Raw genomic sequence first — 16,258 nt, forward strand, 5'->3', positions numbered from 1 at the left:
CCCGCCGCCCAGACACGCCTTCCAAGTTGCCGAGACCGCCTCGGCCATTCCCACCGCGCGCTCGCGGCACCGCGCCGCTGCCCGCGCCGACCTCCCTTGCCGACGATGAACGCCATGTCGCCGGGTCTTCCGGCGCTGCCGGCCGCCCCGGTCCGGACCTTCGTCGATCCCAACCCTGAGGTGCCACGACATGGCCGATTTCAACCAGTACCTGCCGACCCTGCTCCGCTTCGAGGGCGGCTACGTCAACGACCCCAAGGACCCCGGCGGTCCCACCAACCTGGGCATCACGCTCAAGACCTTCCAGGGCCTGGGCCCCTCGGTCGGCTTCACCGACACCAGCCTCGAGGCGCTCAAGCGGCTGAGCAAGGAGGACGCGGGCCGGATCTACAAGCTCAAGTACTGGGACGCCGTCGGCGCCGACACGATCTTGCTGCAGCCGCTGGCGGAGATGCTGGTGGACTTCCACGTCAACGCCGGCGGCCACGCCATCCGCGAGCTGCAGGAACTGCTGGTCGAGCACGGCGCCGCCATCACGCCCGATGGCGCCTGGGGCCCGCTGACCGCGCAGGCGCTCCAGCGCGTCGACCCGACCACCGCCTACCGCGGGCTGCGCGAACGCCGCATCGCCTACTACGAGCGCCTCGTCGCCCGGCAACCCGACCTGGGCAAGTTCCTCAAGGGCTGGCTCAACCGCGTCAACGCCTTCCCGGTGCTCTGACGCCCCGCCCCGCGGCGCCGCGCCCGCGCGCGCCGCCCTCCACCACCGACCTCCAACCATCCCGCAGGGAAGGACTCTCCCATGAGCTCACGTGTCGACTTGAAGGAACTCATCGAGGCGCTCGCCGGCGCCGTCATCGATGCCCAGGACCGCATCGAGCAGCACCAGATCGCCAAGCTCGGCCAGTACTTCGACGAGGACAACCGTCCCCGCACCGTCGTCATGCGGCTGCCGTCGATGCAGCCCGACGCCGACCCCGGCACCGAGGACCTGTACCGCGCGCCGCTGCTCGGCCTGGTGCCGGCCAACGCGCTCAAGATCAAGGACGTCGAGATGCGCTTCGACGTCGACCTCGGCGCGCTCTCCGACGACCCGCTGCCCGACGCCCGCCCCACCCCCACCGGCAGCGACTGGCAAGGCGCGGCCGGCGCCACGCGCAAGAGCGTGCAGGTCCACACCCGCGGCCCCCTCGTGGGCCGGCGCAGCACCGCCCACGTGGTGCTGCGCGTCGAGGGCTGCGAGCCCACCGAAGGCCACGCCCGCCTGGTCGGCCAGCTCAACCAGGTGCAAGGCGTCTTCGACACGCAGCAAACGCTATGAGGCGCGGCCGGCGCGCCGCCGGCCCGTCCCCGGATCGGCGGACGGCACCGCCGATGCCGGCGCCGCAACGGTTGCGGCGCCGTCGTGTTCCTGCCGATTCAAGGAGAACTGAATGCCTTCCGATCTCGTCAACATCGCCGACCAGTACAAGGGTCTGCCCATGGGCGAACTCATCGGCTCGCCGCTGACGGCCGCCTGCGACGCGCAGATCCGGCTCGCCAAGGCGACCGCCGACTTCATCCAGACCGTCGGCTTCGACGTCGACGCCAGCGGCAACCCGGGCGCGACCCGCCAGGTCAACTTCAACTTCAAGCGACCCACGGCCAACACCAACAACGCCGACGGCACCTTCTACGAGGAGCAGGTCGAGCTCAGCGTGCCGCTGCTGGCCATCGTCAAGGTGCCCAACCTGAGCATCACCAAGGTGGACATCATCTTCGACATGGAAGTGAAGTCCTCCTTCGCCTCCAAGGAGCAAAGCAGCTCGCAGGCCGCCGCCTCCGGCACGGCCAGCATCGGCTTCGGCCCCTTCAAGGCGTCGGTGACGGTCAGCGGCTCCGTGTCCTCGCACAAGGAGAACACGCGCACCTCGGACAACTCGGCCAAGTACCACGTCGAGGTCCACGCCGTCGATGACGGCATGCCCGAAGGCCTGGCGCGGGTGATGGACATCCTGCAGTCCGCCGTCGCCCCGCGCAAGGTCGGCGCGCCCACCGCCGTCTGATCCGGGCCCGAGCGCCCGCCACGCAGGTCCGTCCGCGCCCGGGCGCGGGCGGGCCTGCCCTGCCCCTCGGAGCCGTCATGTTCGATCAAAGCAACGTCAAGTACATCAAGCGCATCGTCGTCGGGAGCGACAACCCCGCGCGGCTGTGCACGCGCGAGGAGACCGAGGCCCAGATGGAGGAGCTCAACGACTGCCTGTCCGGCGCCTCGCATCCGCGCGGCACGCTGCTGTCGGTGGAGCGCAGCTTCACGCTGGTGCGCATCGGCGAGCACCAGGTGGTGCTCGAGTGGATGGCCTATCACGTGGGCTTCCCGCGCAAGCCGCCGCCCAAGCCGCCGCGCCAGGCGCCGGCGGCCGCCGCTCCGCCGCCATCGCATGACGCGCCCGGACCCGCCGCCGGCGACGCCGCCGGGACCGGGCCCGCCGCCGATGCCGGCGCGGTGACCGACGTGGCCTCGACGGACGTGGCCTCGACCGACGGGACCGATCCGCCACCGGCCGGCGGCACCGGCGCGCTGCTCGACGCCTAGTCCGCCGCGCGCGGCGCCCCGCCGGCGCGACCTGCCTTCAAGCACCTGTCTTCAACGCTGCCGCGACACGCGGCCAAGGAGTTCCCATGATCGCTTTCCGCAAGAACCGCCGTCCCGCCCCGGGACGTTTCGCGCCGGCCGCCTACGCGGCCTCGATGTCCGTCGCGCTGGCAGGCGCGCTGGCGCTGCTGGCGGCGCCGCTGCTGCCCGCCGGCGCGTGGGCGCAGACGGCGCCCGCCGCCAGCGAGCCGCCGACGGCGACCCTCACCGGCACGATGTCGCTCAAGCCCAAGCCGGGCGAGCTGCCGCGCCTGGTGCCGGTGACGCTGACGCCCCAGGGCAATGGCGGCTACGACGTCCACTACGAGGAGCAGTTCCGCTGCCACGTCGCGCTCACGTACAACGGCTACGTCCCGGAGGCGGGCCATCTGTACACGGCCTCGGTCGCGGGCACGGCGTCGGGGGGCATGGGCGCCTACTGCGTCTCGGTCGGCGGCAAGGGCAAGCGCGTGCTGCTGCGGCCGCGCGCCGACGGCCAGCCGGGCTACTCGTACGAGGACCAGGCGCCGACCGGCAGCCCGGTCAACGTCGCCCCGGCCGCGCCGGCCAAGCGGTCGCCATGAGCGCCGGGCGCTGACGACCATGGCCGGCCCGCCCACCATCGCGACGCCCTCCCCGGGACCCGGCCGGGCCAGCCCCGACGGGGCCGCGCCGCAGGACCGCCTCCAGGTGCTGGCGCAGCTGCGCGCGGAGATCGCCGCGATGCTGCGCCACGCGTTGGCGACCGGACGCGAGGTCCCGCCCACGTTGATGCGCACCGCGCTGGCCGTGCTGGGCCCGGGCGACGACGAGTCGACGCCCGGCGCGGCGGCGCGCAGGAGCACGGGCACGGGCATGGGCACGAGCACGAGCACGGGCGGCCCCGGCGCCGGCTCCGCCGCGCGCGCGGATGCCGCGTCGACGAACGATCCGGAGACGCTGTCCCGCGTGCACGCGCGGCTGGCCGCGCTGGTGGCGCCGGCGCGGCCGGGCACGCTGCGGCTGATGCACGCCGCCCGCGACGCGGGCGCGCTGCCGCTGCTCGGTCCGATGCGCAACGTGCGCTGGTTGACGCTGGCGGCGTTCTGCTGCCTGGTCGCGTTCATGACGGTCGCGCAGTCGCCGCTGATCGACGGACCCGCGCTGTCGTCCGACCTGCTGACGCTCGACGGGCTGCAGCAGGTGGCCGTGACCGCCCTGCTGCTGACCGCGGCCGGCCTGGGCGCGACCTTCCAGGCGCTGTTCACCGCGCAGACCTATGTCTCGCGGGCCACCTACGACCCGCTGTACGACGCCTCGTACTGGATCCGCATCGGCCTAGGCCTGGTGTCGGGCCTGATGCTCGCGGTGCTGATCCCGATGGAGAGCGTGAACAACGCCGGCTCGCTGCAGCGGCCGCTGCTGGCGTTGCTGGGCGGCTTCTCCGCGCGCCTCACCCACCGGGTGCTGCAACGGCTGGTGGACACGGTGGACTCGATGTTCGACAGCGACCGCCAGCAACTGGTCGAGCAGACGCGGACCCACTCGCAGGCCGAGGCGCGGCAGTCGGCGATGCAGAACCGGCTGGCGCTGGCGCGGCAGCTGATGGGCGTGCAGGGCGAGCTGCTGGCCGCCGCGCCGGACGACGCGGCGCGGCAGCGGCTGTCGGCGATCCTGGACGCGCTGGTGACGGGCGCGCCGGCGCCCGACGCCGAGCCGGAGATGCCGAGCACCGCGAGCACCACGAGCGCGGCGGAGCGCCTGGGCGTACCGGAGATGCCCGACGCGTCCGACATGCCCGGCACGCCAGGCACATCCGGCACATCCGGCACATCCGGCACATCGGCCACATCGGGCACGCCGGACGCGCCGGGCACGCCGGGCACGCCGGACGCACCGAGCGCGCCGGGCGCGCCGGAGCGTCCCGGCGCCTGAGCGCTCAAGGACGGGCGAGACCCTCCCGGATCGCGTAGCGGGTGATGTCGGCCAGGCCGCGCAGTCCCAGCTTGTTGACCGCGTGCTCGCGGTGCGACGCCACTGTCTTCTGGCTGACGCCGAGCTGCGCGGCGATGTGCTTGGTCGACAGCCCCTCGGCGAGCAACTGCACGATCTCGCGCTCCTTGGGCGTGAGCCGGACGAAGGCGCTGGGCGCGGCCGTCGGCTGGGCGCAGGCGATGACGGCGGCCTCGGTCAGCGACGGGCTCAGGTAGAACTGGCGCCGGCCGAGCGCGCCGATCGCCCGCACCAGTTCGTCGACGCCGCTGTCCTTGGCGAGGATGCCGCTGGCCCCGGCGTCCAGCGCCGCGCGCATGCGATGCGGCGGTTCCTCGTCGGCCAGGCACAGCACGCGGGTCGACGGCGAGGCCGCCACGATGCGCTGCGTCGTATCGACGCAATTGAGCCCGGGCAGCTCCATGTCCATCAGCACCACTTCCGGGCGCAAGCGGCTGGCGAGCCGCACCGCCTCCTGGCCGTCGCCGGCCTGGGCCACCAGTTCCTGTCCGCCTTGTTCCTGGATCAGGGAGGCCAGGGCCTCCCGCAGCAATTGGTGACGCGCGATCACCATCAATCGAGTTCGCATGCTTGTTTGCTCCCTGTTAATCGAGCCCTGCGACATGGGCTACGTGGGCGATTGCAAACAGGATTGGGAGCCTCCGCAATCGAGGCGATACCGCGAATGAGGTCAGCGATTCACCGAGACGCGCCTCGGTGCGCGGCCACGGTCCGATGGCGCCGCGAGGCAAGACCTGGAACGGGAAAAACATCGGGCGCGCGCAACTGTAATGTCTTGCAGGGCGGGCGTTGCGACCCCGCGACTCGGGGGACGCGGCGCGCGTCGAACGGGCCGTCGGCATTCCAGGCACACTGCCGCCCCAGGGCGCTCCAGACCGAACGCCCCGGCGCCGCGCCGACGGGCGCCCATCGACCCTTTCCCCTTTGTTCCGATGTTCCTGTACGTCCTCCGTCAGCTCTTCAAGGCCCTGCTGTTCCTGATCCTCCTCGTCGCGCTGCTGGCCGTCTGGGGCGTGTTGATCGAACCGCGCTGGGTCGCCCGCCGCGACATCCCGGTCGAGGTGCCCGACTGGCGCGGCCCGCCGGGCCTGAAGGTCGCCGTCGCGTCCGACTGGCACATCGCGCACGAGTTCCAGCGCGTGATGACGATCGCGCGCGCCAATGCCCTCGTCGACGAGATCAACGCCGCGCAACCCGATGTCGTGCTGCTGCCCGGCGACTTCATCTCCGGCCGCGGCGAGGACGGCACCACGCCGGAGCAGGTCGCCGCCGTGCTCGGCCGGCTGAAGGCCACGCACGGCGTGTACGCGGTGCTCGGCAACCACGACTGGTGGACCGACGGCCCGCGCTTCAACCGCGCGCTGCGCGAGGCGGGCATCACGGTGCTGCTCAACGAGGCCGTGCCGCTGCCCGGCACCGCGCTGTGGGTCATGGGCATCGGCGACCGGATGTCCGGCCACGCCGAGCCCTGGCGCGCGCCGCGCGCGCTGCCGCCCGGCGCGCAGGGCCTGACGCTGATGCACGATCCCGCCAGCGCGCGCGGTCTCACCGCCCTGCCCGGCTTGACCGTTGCGGGTCACACGCACGGGGGACAGGTGTGGATCCCGTTCCGCGGCTCCATCGTCGCGCCCCACGGCTGGCCCAAGAACCAGACCCACGGCTGGGTGACGGTCGGCACGCGGCCCGTCTACATCACCAGCGGGCTGGGCGTCAGCATCTATCCGGTGCGCATCAACATGCGCCCGGAGTGGGTGTTGTTCACCGTCGGCAAGTCGCCGGGCGGCTGAGCCTCGTCGCGCTCCACGCGGAAGTCGGTGGCCGGGTCCATCGCCAGGATCCAGGACACGAAGCGCGGTTCCTCGAAGGCGATGCCGAATCCCCGCCAGACGATCGCCTTGGCGGCCAGCTGGTCCAGCGCGGCCTCGATGTCGGCGGTCGTGAGCGGCTCGGCGCGCGGCCGGCCCTGCATCACCTCGATCATGGCCGCGGTCCGTTCGCGGCACCAGGTCATGTGCGGCGCGAAGCGGTAGCCGGTCTCGGCCAGCACACGCACCAGCGCCAGCTCGAGTTCGGGCAGCGACCGCAGCTTGACGATCAGGTCCTCCCGCCCCTCCGCGCAGCGCTGCTCCACCAGGCCCTGGAAGAGCTGCGCCACCGCGTCGGGCGACCGGGGATGCATCGCCCGCAACTCGTCGCAGGCATCCAGCAGCTCCTGGGGGCGGCGCAGCAAGGCGTCGAAGCCCTGGGACATCGCGGCGGCCTCGGGTCGAGCCCGCTCCGGCAGGCGAGGCCGCAGCCAGTCCAGGAAGGCCGCATCCAGCGGCGGCAGCGCGCGCACCTTCGCGCCGTGGAAGGCGTCCCGCTTGCTGGACAGGAAGGCGTGGAGCTTGTGCGCATGCGAGCCCGTCGCCAGCACCCGCACGCGGTGCTCGCGTTCCCGGTTCATGCGGCTCGCGCTGCGCGTCAGCGCGACCAGCAGCCGCGAGGCCGCCTCGCTCTGCTGGCAGAGCTGGACCTCGTCGATCACGACCACCAGCGGCCGGTTCGCCGCGCGCGCCAGCGCCTGCAGCAGGCCCAGCGTCCGCTTCGAGTGCGTGGCGTGCGCCCGGGCGACTTCCATCTCCAGGCCGCCCAGCCGGATGTTGGTCAGGCCCAGGCTGCGCGCCACCCGCATCACCAGGCCGTCGAAGGCCTTCACCTCCTCGCGCAGCGCCTGCTCGATGCAGACGGCCGGATCGACGTCGCCATCGGCCGACAGGTCGATGTAGACGACATGGGCGCCGTGCGCCGCGACCAGGGCCGGCACCAGGTCCCATTGGACGAAGGTGCTCTTGCCGGTCTGGCGCGGACCGCTGAGCAGCATGCCGCGCTGCCCGGCGCCGGACATCAGCTCGGCGGCGATGTCGCGCGCGAGCTCGCGCCGAGGGAACAGCGTCGCCGACGCGTCGGCGTGGGCCTCGGCATCGGTATCGGCAGCGGCAGCGGCAGCGGCGCGGCCGGGGGAATCGATCGTGACGTGTGGCATGCAGGACCTCCAGGCCACGAATTCTTCGCCCGCTGAAAGACCCCGGAAACGAACGACCCCGTCGAAACGGGGTCAGTCGTTGCGCCACGCCCACGACGGCGCGCTTTTCTTTTGGGGGTGCTTGTCGCCCGACAACGCCCCCTCCCGAGGGTGTCGGCGCACGGTCCGCGAACGCGCCTGCGCTCGCGTCGCTTCAGACCACCGCGGCGGGCCCGCCCATGCGCGCGTTGCGCATCATCCGCGCGGCGAACATCGTCATCGACGCGCCCCAGGGCGTGTAGCGCGGCAGCTGGAACGGATCCGTCCCCGGACGCGCCACGCCGGCCGCGGTGCTCACCGCCGCCTCGAAGCCCAGCTCGCGCAGCATCGCCGCATGGCCGGCGTCGTAGTCGCGCACCGGGCGCCCGTTCGGATAGGCGAAGCTGCGCACCGGCCGGCCCAGTAGCGCCTGCAAGCGATCGCGCCCCTGCGCCACCTGCGCCCGCGCACCTTCCGGCGTCAGCGTCGTCAGCACCGTGTGGTCCACCGTGTGGCCGCCGATCTCATGGCCCGCGTCCGCCAGTTGCCGCAGCTGCGCATCGGTCAGCATCAGGTCGTCGGGCATCGCGCCCACCGGACACGCGGCCAGCATCCGCGCCACCTGCGCGTCGCGCTCGTCCGGCGCCAGGTACTTCAGCTGCACCTGCAGCGCGGACACCGCCTTGAGGCGCTCCTCGACCGTGCCCACCGGATGCACGCCCATGCCCACCGACGACAGGTCCAGCACCGGCCCCGGCACCAGCCGCACGAACTCGATCACCGTGTCGCTGAACATGCGGCCGCCGTTCAGGTAGCCGGTCGCGATGAACACCGTCGCGCGCGCGCCGTGGCGCGCCAGGATCGGATGCGCCACCGTCCAGTTGTCGGCGTAGCCGTCGTCGAAGGTGATGCACGCGGCGCGCCGCGGCAGCCGGCCCTCGCGCAGCGCCGCCGCCGCGTCGCTGACCGTCATCAGCGCGAAGTGCCGCGCCAGGAAGGACACCTGCGACTCGAACAGCGCGGCGTCGATCTCGCCCGGCCGCAGCGCGTCGGGCGCCGGCAGCACGCGGTGGTAGATCAGGATGCTCAGCGCGGGCTCGCCCCGCGGCCAGCCGAGCAGGCTCAGCGAGGCCAGCATCACGCGCCCTCCCAGAACGGCGAGTGCACGTCCCGCGGCACCTGCCCCGACTCGACCGCGGCCTGGTGGCGCGCGGTCATCTCCGCCGCGACGATGCGGTTCAGCACCACCACGATCAGCACCAGGTAGTACGGCAGGTCGAAATACACCAGGCTCAGGAAGGCCCCGCCGGTCGCGTAGCCGATCAGCCCCACCTGGCACATCGCCGACAGGTCGCGCGCCCACTGCAGCTCCGGCAGCGCCTTGGTCGCCTTGATCGTGGCGCTGGCCAGCCGCCAGGTCATCGCGAAGATGCCCACGAACAGGAACAGGCCCATGAAGCCGTGCTCGCCCAGCGCCTGGAAGTAGATGCTGTGCGCGGTCAGCGGGATCGACGGATCGGGCGCGTACTTCGCGAACGCGGCCGGGCCGGCGACGGTGAAACCGCCGCCGAACGGGAACAGGTCCAGCGCCATGCGCCACGCCGTCTGCCACGCGTTGATGCGGCCCAGCGCCGACGCGTCCTGGTCGTAGGTCTTGATCGTGTTCATGCGCTCGGTCCAGCTGTCGGGCATGAACACGAAGATCAGCGGCAGCGCCACCAGCACCACCAGCGCCAGCGGCAGCTTGTTGCGGCTCTTCATCCACATGAAGAACGACATCGTCACGATCGCCAGGAAGGCGCCGCGCGACTGCGAGCCCACCGCCGAGGCCATGCACAGCAGCATCGCCAGGATCGCCAAATTGCGCTGCCAGCGCTTGGTCGCCTGCAGCTGCAGGTAGCGGATCAGCGGCACCGTCATGATCGTGGCCAGCGCCAGCGAGTTGTTGTCCTCGATGAACGAGCCCTCCGGCCCCCACACCCGGGCCGAACCGCCCGACAGCACGGTGAACACGCCGCCCTTGATGCCGTAGTAGCCGATCGAGATCACCAGCACCAGCACCAGCAGATTCAGGTCGCGCCGGCGCTGCACCACCAGCAGCGACACCAGCACCATCAGCAGCACCTTGAAGGCGCGCGACCAGAAGTGCATCTCCTTGTCCGGATAGAACGAGAACAGCAGCGGCGACACGCCGATCCACAGGATCCAGATCGCCAGCAGGATCGTCACCGCGTTGAACGGGAACCTCACCAGCTTGTCCCGGTGCAGTACCAGGCTCATGAACAGCGCCAGCGCGATCACCATCGACCACGGCGCGTCGTGCGCGAAGCCGTAGGCCAGCCGGTGCGGGTTCATGACCCCCATCCAGACCCAGCCCAGCACGCCCCACATCGGGTCCTTGAAGGTCTTGTAGATCAGGACCAGGAACAGGCCCAGGATGACGAGGTCACGCATGACGCAGCTCCGGCGACCGCCGCGCGGCCAGGATGCGGTGGAACAGGTCGAGCTGGCCCTGCGTCGTCGCGTCCCAGCTGAATTGCTCGGCATAACGGCGCGTCGCGGCGCGGTCGCGCGGCGCGGCGCGCAGGCGGCGCACCGCCTCGGCCACGCCGGCGGCGGTGCGCGCGGGCATCAGCTCGCCGGCCTCGGGGCTGGCCACGACTTCCGGCGTGCCCCAGACGTTGGAGGCCGCCACCGGCGTGCCGCAGGCCATCGCCTCCAGCAGCACGTTGGCCCAGCCCTCGCGGCTCGACGCCAGCACCAGCGCGTCCACGCCGGCATACACCTCGCGCAGCCGCGCCTGCGGCAGCGCGCCCAGGAAACGCACCCGCGCCGTCACGCCCAGCGAATCGGCCAGCCGGCGCAGCGCGCCCTCCTCCGGTCCGGCGCCGGCGATCAGCAGGTCGACGTCGGGCAGCTCGGCCAGCGCGCCGATCACGAGTTCATGGCCCTTGCGCTCGATCAGGTGGCCGACGGAGGCCAGCGTGAAGCGCCCCGGCGCCAGTCCGAGCGCGGCGCGCGCCTCGTCCCGGCCGCCCGGATGGAAGAGCTTCAGGTCCACGCCGTTGCGCAGCGCGGTGACCTTGGATGCGTCGGCGCCCAGCGCGACCAGCTCGTCCTTGAGCGCCTCGCAGACGGTGATCATCGCGTCGGCCTGCTCGGCCGCGCGCAGGATCAGCTTGCGCGGGAAGGCGTAGGCGGGGATCAGGTTGATGTCGGTGCCGCGCGCGGTGATCACCAGCGGCTTGCCCAGCGCCTTGGCCACGAAGGCCGCGGCGACGCCGTCCGGGTAGAAGTAGTGCGCGTCGATCAGGTCGAAGTCGTAGCCGCTCGCCTGCAGCCGCTTCGCCGCGCGCAGGAAGGTCCAGGCCAGCGTGTACGGCGCGCTGCTCATGCCCACCTTGGGCAGGCGTACGAAGCGCGGATGCGCGATGTCCAGGCCATGGCGGGACTCGCGCGCCGGCGTCGCGGCGAACTTGCCGTACTCGCCGTAGCGCTCGCCCTGGAGCGGGAACCACGGCACCGGCGCGATCACGCGCGACTCGGCCTGGCCCGACGCCACCAGGTGGCGCAACCGCGTCTCCACGAAGATGCCGTGGCTGGGCATCACCGCGCTCGGATATAGCGTCGAGAAGGTCAGCAGCTTCAGCATGCTCAGGCCTTCGCGTCTTCCGCCGGCGATCGCGCGGGGGCCGCGCCGGCCGTCCCGCGTCCGGCCTTCAGCGACTGGCCCAGCGCGACCACGCGCTCGGCGTTGCCGTGCCAGGTCAGGTGCAGCCGGCCGATGGTGGCGCGGGCGCCCTCGCCCAGGCGGCGGCGCAGCGCCGCGTCCGCGGCCAGGCGCGCCAGCAGCGTTTCCAGCGCGCCGGCCTCGGCCGGGTCGAACAGCAGCGCGTTGACGTCGTCGTCCAGCACTTCCTCGATGTTGGGCGTGCTCGGCGCGACGATGGCCTTGCCCAGCGCCAGGTACTCGAACAGCTTGAGCGGCGACGCGTAGGCCACCACCGCCGGCTGCAGCGCGATGTCGAAGGCGGCCACGTGGCGCGGCACGTCGTCGCGCGAGACCACGCCGGTGAAGCGCACCCGCTCGCCGAGCTGCAGCTCGGCGGCCAGACGCTCCAGGTTGGCGCGCTCGGGGCCGTCGCCGACGACCAGCAGCCGCGCGTTGGCCGGCGCCGCGTCGGTCGCCATCCAGCGGATCACCTTGTCCATGCCATGCCAGTCGCGCACGAAGCCGGTGAAGCCCAGCACCAGCGCGCCCTCCCAGCCCAGCGCGCGCCGCGCGTCCTCGGGCGACGGCGCCGCGTCGAAGTGGTGTTCGTTGATGCCGTTGGGGATGACGACCATGCGCTCGGCCGGCACGCCGCGCGCGGCGATCATCGACCCGAGCACCCGCGTCACCGGCAGCACCGCGTCGGCGCCGCGCCAGACCTTGTCCTCGGCCCAGCGCGCCACGCGCGGCAGCGCCAGGCCGCCGAACTTCGCGCGCTCGTCCACCAGCGGCGCGTTGACCTCCAGCAGCAGCGGCACGCCCAGGCGGCGCTTGAGCATCAGCCCGCTGAGCAGGTAGAGGTTGTAGCGCTCGTAGATGACATCGGGGCGGAAGTCCTTCGCCGCCGCGGCCAGCCGCCGGTACGCGACCAGCGAATAGGCCAGCTCCAGCAGCTCGTAGACGCCCTTGGGCAGCTTGGCGCGCAGGCGGTGCACCCAGCCGGCGTCGTCGCCCATCTTCGATTTCTCTTCCGGCGCCGACTCGCCGCCGGGCGCCACGACGCGCACCTCGTGGCCGAGCGCGCGCAGCGAGCCGATCATCTCCTCGATGTGGACCGCCTGGCCGTCCTTGGACGCGGTGCGATGGTGATAGAGGATCTTCATCCGGTACTCGGGGGACGTCAGGCGGCTTCGCGCAGCGGCGCCGCGCCCATCACGTTGCGCAGGAACGCGTCGTACATCAGCAGCGTCCACAGCGGCGTGCTGTGGTCGCGCGTGCCGTTCTCGTGCTGCTCGACCATCGCGCCGACGGCCTTGAGGTCGAACATGCCCGAGTCCGCCAGCGGGCCGCCCAGCAGCGCGCCGCGCACGCGCTGGCGCAGCGGGCCGCGGAACCAGCGCGACAGCGGCACCGCGAAGCCCATCTTGGGCCGGTACAGCACGTCGTCGGGCAGGTGCGGCTCCAGCGTCTTCTTGAACAGCCACTTGCCCTCGCTGCCGCGCAGCTTCATGTGCGAAGGCAAGGTCGCCAGCCACTCGACCAGCGGGTGGTCCATCAGCGGCTCGCGCACCTCCAGCGAGTGCGCCATCGACGCGCGGTCGACCTTGGTGTTGATGTCGCCGACCAGGTAGGTCTGCAGGTCGATGTACTGGATCAGCGCCAGCGGATCGTCGGTGTTGGCGCGCTCCGCGTGCTGCAGGAACAGGTCGCGCGCGTTGTAGCCGCCGAGCTCCGACTTGAAGCGCGCGCTGTACAGCGGCATGCGCTCGTTGTCGCGGATCACGGACATCGTGTGGAAGTAGGCCTCGACCGAGTTGCGCGCCAGCGCCTGGAAGGTGGTCTTCGCTCGGAACACCCGCGGCGCCCAGTCCGCCTTCGGATAGAGCCGGCCCAGCGTGCCGAACAGCGGCTTGCGCAGCCCCAGCGGCAGGCTGGCGCGCATGCGCTCCTCCATCATGTGCAGCTGGTAGCGGCGATAGCCGCCGAAGCTCTCGTCGCCGCCGTCGCCCGACAGCGCCACCGTCACGTGCTTGCGCGCGAGCTGGCAGACGCGGTAGGTCGGGATCGCGGAGCTGTCGGCATAGGGCTCGTCGTACAGGCGCGCCAGCGTGTCGATCAGGTCGAAGTCGTCGCTCTGCACCGTCTCGACGTGATGCTCGGTCCGGTAGCGGTCCGCCACCATCTGCGCGAACGCGGACTCGTTGTACTGCGGGTCGTCGAACGCGATCGAGCAGGTCTTCACCGGCCCGTTGGTCTCGCCGGCCATCATCGCCACGACCGCGCTCGAGTCGACGCCGCCCGACAGGAAGGCGCCCAGCGGCACTTCCGAGATCAGCCGCAGCTTGACCGACTCGCGCAGGCGGCGGGTCAGTTCTTCCTGTGCCTCGACCTCGTCGATCCGGTTGTCGGTCGTGAAGTTGACGTCCCAGTAGCGGCGCGGCTGGCCCAGCGCGGTGTCGCCGCGCTTGATGACCAGCGTGTGCGCCGGCGGCAGCTTCAGCGCCTGGCGGAAGATGGTGCGCGGCTCGGCGACGTAGCCCAGCGCGAAGTACTCCTCCACCGCCTGCGGCACGATGTCGCGCTTCATGCCCGGGTGCGCCAGCAGCGCCTTGAGCTCGGAGCCGAAGACCAGCGTGCCGTCGTCCAGCAGCGCGTAGAACATCGGCTTCACGCCGAGCCGGTCGCGCGCCATGAAGAGCTGGTCGCGCGCCTTGTCCCACAGCACGAACGCGAACATGCCGCGCAGCTTGTGCACGCAGTCCTCGCCCCAGGCGGACCAGGCGTGCACGATGGCCTCGGTGTCGCTCTTGGTCTGGAACTGGTAGCCCAGCGCCGTCAGCTCGTCGGTGAGTTGCTGGTAGTTGTAGATCTCGCCGTTGAAGACGATGCCCACCGAATGGTCCGCGTTGAACAGCGGCTGCTGGCCGGTGGCGATGTCGATGATCGACAGCCGGCGGTGGCCGAAGGCCAGGCCGGGCTGCAAGTGGATCGAGCCCTCGTCGGGGCCGCGGTGGTGCAGCGAGTCGTTGATGCGATGCATCAGCGCGCCGTCGAAGTCACGCCGCCCCCGGGTGTCGAAGAGTCCGCTGATTCCACACATGGTCGTTCCCCTGCTTCCTGGCCGCTTGCCGGGCCGTCAATGCTTGTCGCCGGCGGCATTCTGGCCGCGCAGCATGTCATACAGCCCCTGGTAGCGGGCGACCATGGCGCGCATGCTGAAGTCGCGCTCGACGCGGTCGCGGCCGGCCTCGCCCATCGCCTCGGCCTGCTCCGGATGGCGCGCCAGGCGCAGCAGCGCCGCGGCCATCGCGTCGGGCTGCGCCGCCGGGACCAGCAGCCCGCTGCGCTCGCGCGTGACCAGGTCCGCGTTGCCGCCGACCTCGGTCGCCACCACCGGCAGCCCGCTGGCCATCGCCTCGAGGATGGTGTTGGAGATGCCCTCGGCCAGCGACGGCAGCGCGAACGCGTGCAGGCCGCGCATCACCGCGGGCACGTCGGTGCGCTCGCCCGGCAGCCAGGCCAGCCCGCCCAGGCCCGCCTCGTCGAGCAGCGCCTGGCACGGCGCGCGCAACGGGCCGTCGCCGACCAGCACCAGCCGCGCGCGCTCGCGCAGGTCGGGCGCCTTGGCCAGCAGCGTGATGAAGGCGCGGGTCAGCATCAGTTGGTCCTTCACCGGCGCCATGCGGCCCACGGTGCCGACCAGCCAGTGCGCGTCCGGATCGAACGGGCAGCCGGCGATGCGCTCCACCCGCAGGCGCTGGAAGCGCTGCGTGTCCACGCCGTTGACGAACTGGCTCACCCGCGCCGGCGGCACGCCGACCGGGCCGGTCAGGTACTCGCCCAGGTCGCGCGACAGCGCGATGTAGTGCGACACGAAGGGCTTGTAGAAGCGGCGCACCCGCTGGTACGCGCGGTTGCGGCCGTCCAGGTCGCCGACGTCGCGGCCGTGCTCGCCGTGGATGCGCACCGGCACCCGCGCGGCCCAGGCCGGCAGCTGCACTTCCAGCGCCGCCAGGTTGCGGCTGTGCACGATCGCCGGCTTCAGCGTCCGGAACAGCCGGTAGAGCTTTGGATAGAGCCAGAAGCCCTGGCCCGGCGGCTTGTTCAGCGCGATGCAGGCGACGTCGTCGCGCTGCAGCCGCTTGCGGAAGTCGGTGACCTCGGTCAGCGCGACGATCGCATGCCGGTACTTGTCGGCCGGCATGTGGTTGATCAGGTTGACCACGCCGTTCTCGAGCCCGCCGGTGTCGAAGCGGTACATCACGTGCAGCACCAGCGGCCGCTCGTCGGCGGCGGCGGCGGCCCGGTCCACGCTCAGCCGGGCGCTCATCGCGCCGCTCCCGGCGCGGCGGGCCGTCCGCCCTGCCCCGCGTCGCGCGCCCGGCGCAGCTCGGCGTCGATCGCCGCCCAGTGCTGGCGCAGGAAGGCGCCCAGGCGCTCCGGCGCCTGGGCGTCGGCCTCGGTGTAGACCAGCACCAGCGCCGCGTCGTCGCCCTGCCCGCGCAGCCGCTCCAGCGCGCCCCACAGGCGCGCCTGCCAGGCGCTGGTCATCGGCCGGCCGTTGATCCAGTAGACATGCCAGGCCAGCATCCGCGGCGCGGTCACCGCGTCCAGCGACGAGGCGCGCACCTGCGTCGTCAGCACCGGCACCGGGGCCGCGCCCGCCGGGCCGGCCGGCGTGAAGTCCGCCAGGCCGCGGCCGGTGACGGCCCATTGCTTGTCCTCGGGCGACACGACCGCGTTGCTGGAGCTGACCAGCTTGCGCTCGTAGTCCTGGTCGCGGAACAGCTGCAGGTGCAGGCCGACGCGCGGCTGGCCGGCCGGTCCGGTGAACTGCTGGTGGCGGCTGGCGTTGGCGCCCTCGAAGTCCGGGATCCAGGCATCCGACGGCACGACC

General features: G+C 72.0%; 16 protein-coding genes. 7 read left to right on the forward strand and 9 right to left on the reverse strand.

Annotation, left to right across the window (positions count from 1 at the left end):
- Positions 1-190: 190 nt before the first annotated feature.
- The 6 genes from N5D62_RS25395 (at position 191) to N5D62_RS25420 (ending at position 4,528) form a co-directional block, all read left to right on the forward strand.
- Positions 191-721 carry an N-acetylmuramidase gene (locus N5D62_RS25395; protein WP_279760807.1) on the forward strand — a complete coding sequence of 177 codons (531 nt, stop codon included), beginning with the start codon at positions 191-193 and terminating at the stop codon, positions 719-721.
- Between the two features lie 81 nt (positions 722-802).
- Complete coding sequence (locus N5D62_RS25400) at positions 803-1,321, forward strand: DUF2589 domain-containing protein (protein WP_279760808.1); 519 nt, start codon at positions 803-805, stop codon at positions 1,319-1,321.
- Positions 1,322-1,433: 112 nt separating this feature from the next.
- Positions 1,434-2,045: a DUF2589 domain-containing protein gene (locus N5D62_RS25405; protein WP_279760809.1), complete on the forward strand. Its 612-nt coding sequence runs from the start codon at positions 1,434-1,436 to the stop codon at positions 2,043-2,045.
- A 77-nt stretch (positions 2,046-2,122) separates the two neighbouring features.
- Positions 2,123-2,575 carry a hypothetical protein gene (locus N5D62_RS25410; protein WP_279760811.1) on the forward strand — a complete coding sequence of 151 codons (453 nt, stop codon included), beginning with the start codon at positions 2,123-2,125 and terminating at the stop codon, positions 2,573-2,575.
- An 86-nt stretch (positions 2,576-2,661) separates the two neighbouring features.
- Positions 2,662-3,198 (forward strand): hypothetical protein, encoded by a 537-nt coding sequence (locus N5D62_RS25415; protein ID WP_279760813.1) that lies wholly within the window; start codon positions 2,662-2,664, stop codon positions 3,196-3,198.
- Positions 3,199-3,217: 19 nt separating this feature from the next.
- Positions 3,218-4,528, forward strand: a complete 1,311-nt coding sequence (locus tag N5D62_RS25420; RefSeq protein ID WP_279760815.1) for a hypothetical protein — start codon at positions 3,218-3,220, stop codon at positions 4,526-4,528.
- Between the two features lie 4 nt (positions 4,529-4,532).
- Here the strand turns inward: N5D62_RS25420 and N5D62_RS25425 are convergent, their stop codons facing one another.
- Complete coding sequence (locus tag N5D62_RS25425) at positions 4,533-5,174, reverse strand: response regulator transcription factor (RefSeq protein WP_279760816.1); 642 nt, start codon at positions 5,172-5,174, stop codon at positions 4,533-4,535.
- A 364-nt stretch (positions 5,175-5,538) separates the two neighbouring features.
- On the opposite strand from N5D62_RS25425, the gene N5D62_RS25430 reads away from it, so the two are divergent.
- Positions 5,539-6,393, forward strand: coding sequence for a metallophosphoesterase (locus N5D62_RS25430; RefSeq protein WP_279760817.1), 855 nt, complete (start codon positions 5,539-5,541; stop codon positions 6,391-6,393).
- Here N5D62_RS25430 and N5D62_RS25435 read toward each other — a convergent pair.
- From N5D62_RS25435 to N5D62_RS25470, 8 genes are all read right to left on the reverse strand, one after another.
- Positions 6,324-7,631, reverse strand: a complete 1,308-nt coding sequence (locus N5D62_RS25435) for an ATP-binding protein (RefSeq protein WP_279760818.1) — start codon at positions 7,629-7,631, stop codon at positions 6,324-6,326. The genes N5D62_RS25430 and N5D62_RS25435 overlap by 70 nt on opposite strands.
- 193 nt (positions 7,632-7,824) lie before the next feature.
- Positions 7,825-8,787, reverse strand: coding sequence for a polysaccharide deacetylase family protein (locus N5D62_RS25440; protein ID WP_279760820.1), 963 nt, complete (start codon positions 8,785-8,787; stop codon positions 7,825-7,827).
- A complete protein-coding gene (locus N5D62_RS25445; protein WP_279760821.1) occupies positions 8,787-10,103 on the reverse strand; it encodes a putative O-glycosylation ligase, exosortase A system-associated in 1,317 nt (438 codons plus the stop codon). The genes N5D62_RS25440 and N5D62_RS25445 overlap by 1 nt, the downstream gene beginning before the upstream one ends.
- Positions 10,096-11,298: a glycosyltransferase family 4 protein gene (locus N5D62_RS25450; protein ID WP_279760830.1), complete on the reverse strand. Its 1,203-nt coding sequence runs from the start codon at positions 11,296-11,298 to the stop codon at positions 10,096-10,098. Before N5D62_RS25450 ends, N5D62_RS25445 begins: the two co-directional genes overlap by 8 nt.
- Positions 11,299-11,303: 5 nt before the next feature.
- The gene (locus tag N5D62_RS25455) at positions 11,304-12,524 is read right to left on the reverse strand and encodes a glycosyltransferase family 4 protein (RefSeq protein WP_279760822.1); all 1,221 of its coding nucleotides are present in this window, start codon (positions 12,522-12,524) and stop codon (positions 11,304-11,306) included.
- Positions 12,525-12,541: 17 nt separating this feature from the next.
- Entirely contained in the window at positions 12,542-14,461 is a 1,920-nt protein-coding gene (locus N5D62_RS25460; RefSeq protein WP_279760823.1) for an XrtA/PEP-CTERM system amidotransferase, read from the reverse strand.
- A 36-nt stretch (positions 14,462-14,497) separates the two neighbouring features.
- Positions 14,498-15,691 carry a TIGR03088 family PEP-CTERM/XrtA system glycosyltransferase gene (locus N5D62_RS25465; RefSeq protein WP_279760825.1) on the reverse strand — a complete coding sequence of 398 codons (1,194 nt, stop codon included), beginning with the start codon at positions 15,689-15,691 and terminating at the stop codon, positions 14,498-14,500.
- Positions 15,688-16,258 (reverse strand): exosortase C-terminal domain/associated protein EpsI (locus tag N5D62_RS25470; RefSeq protein WP_279760827.1); only part of this gene is annotated, 571 nt, incomplete at its 5' end. The genes N5D62_RS25470 and N5D62_RS25465, both read right to left, overlap by 4 nt.

Origin of the sequence: Mitsuaria sp. GD03876 (assembly GCF_029840635.1) — a bacterium.
Lineage (GTDB): Bacteria > Pseudomonadota > Gammaproteobacteria > Burkholderiales > Burkholderiaceae_C > Roseateles.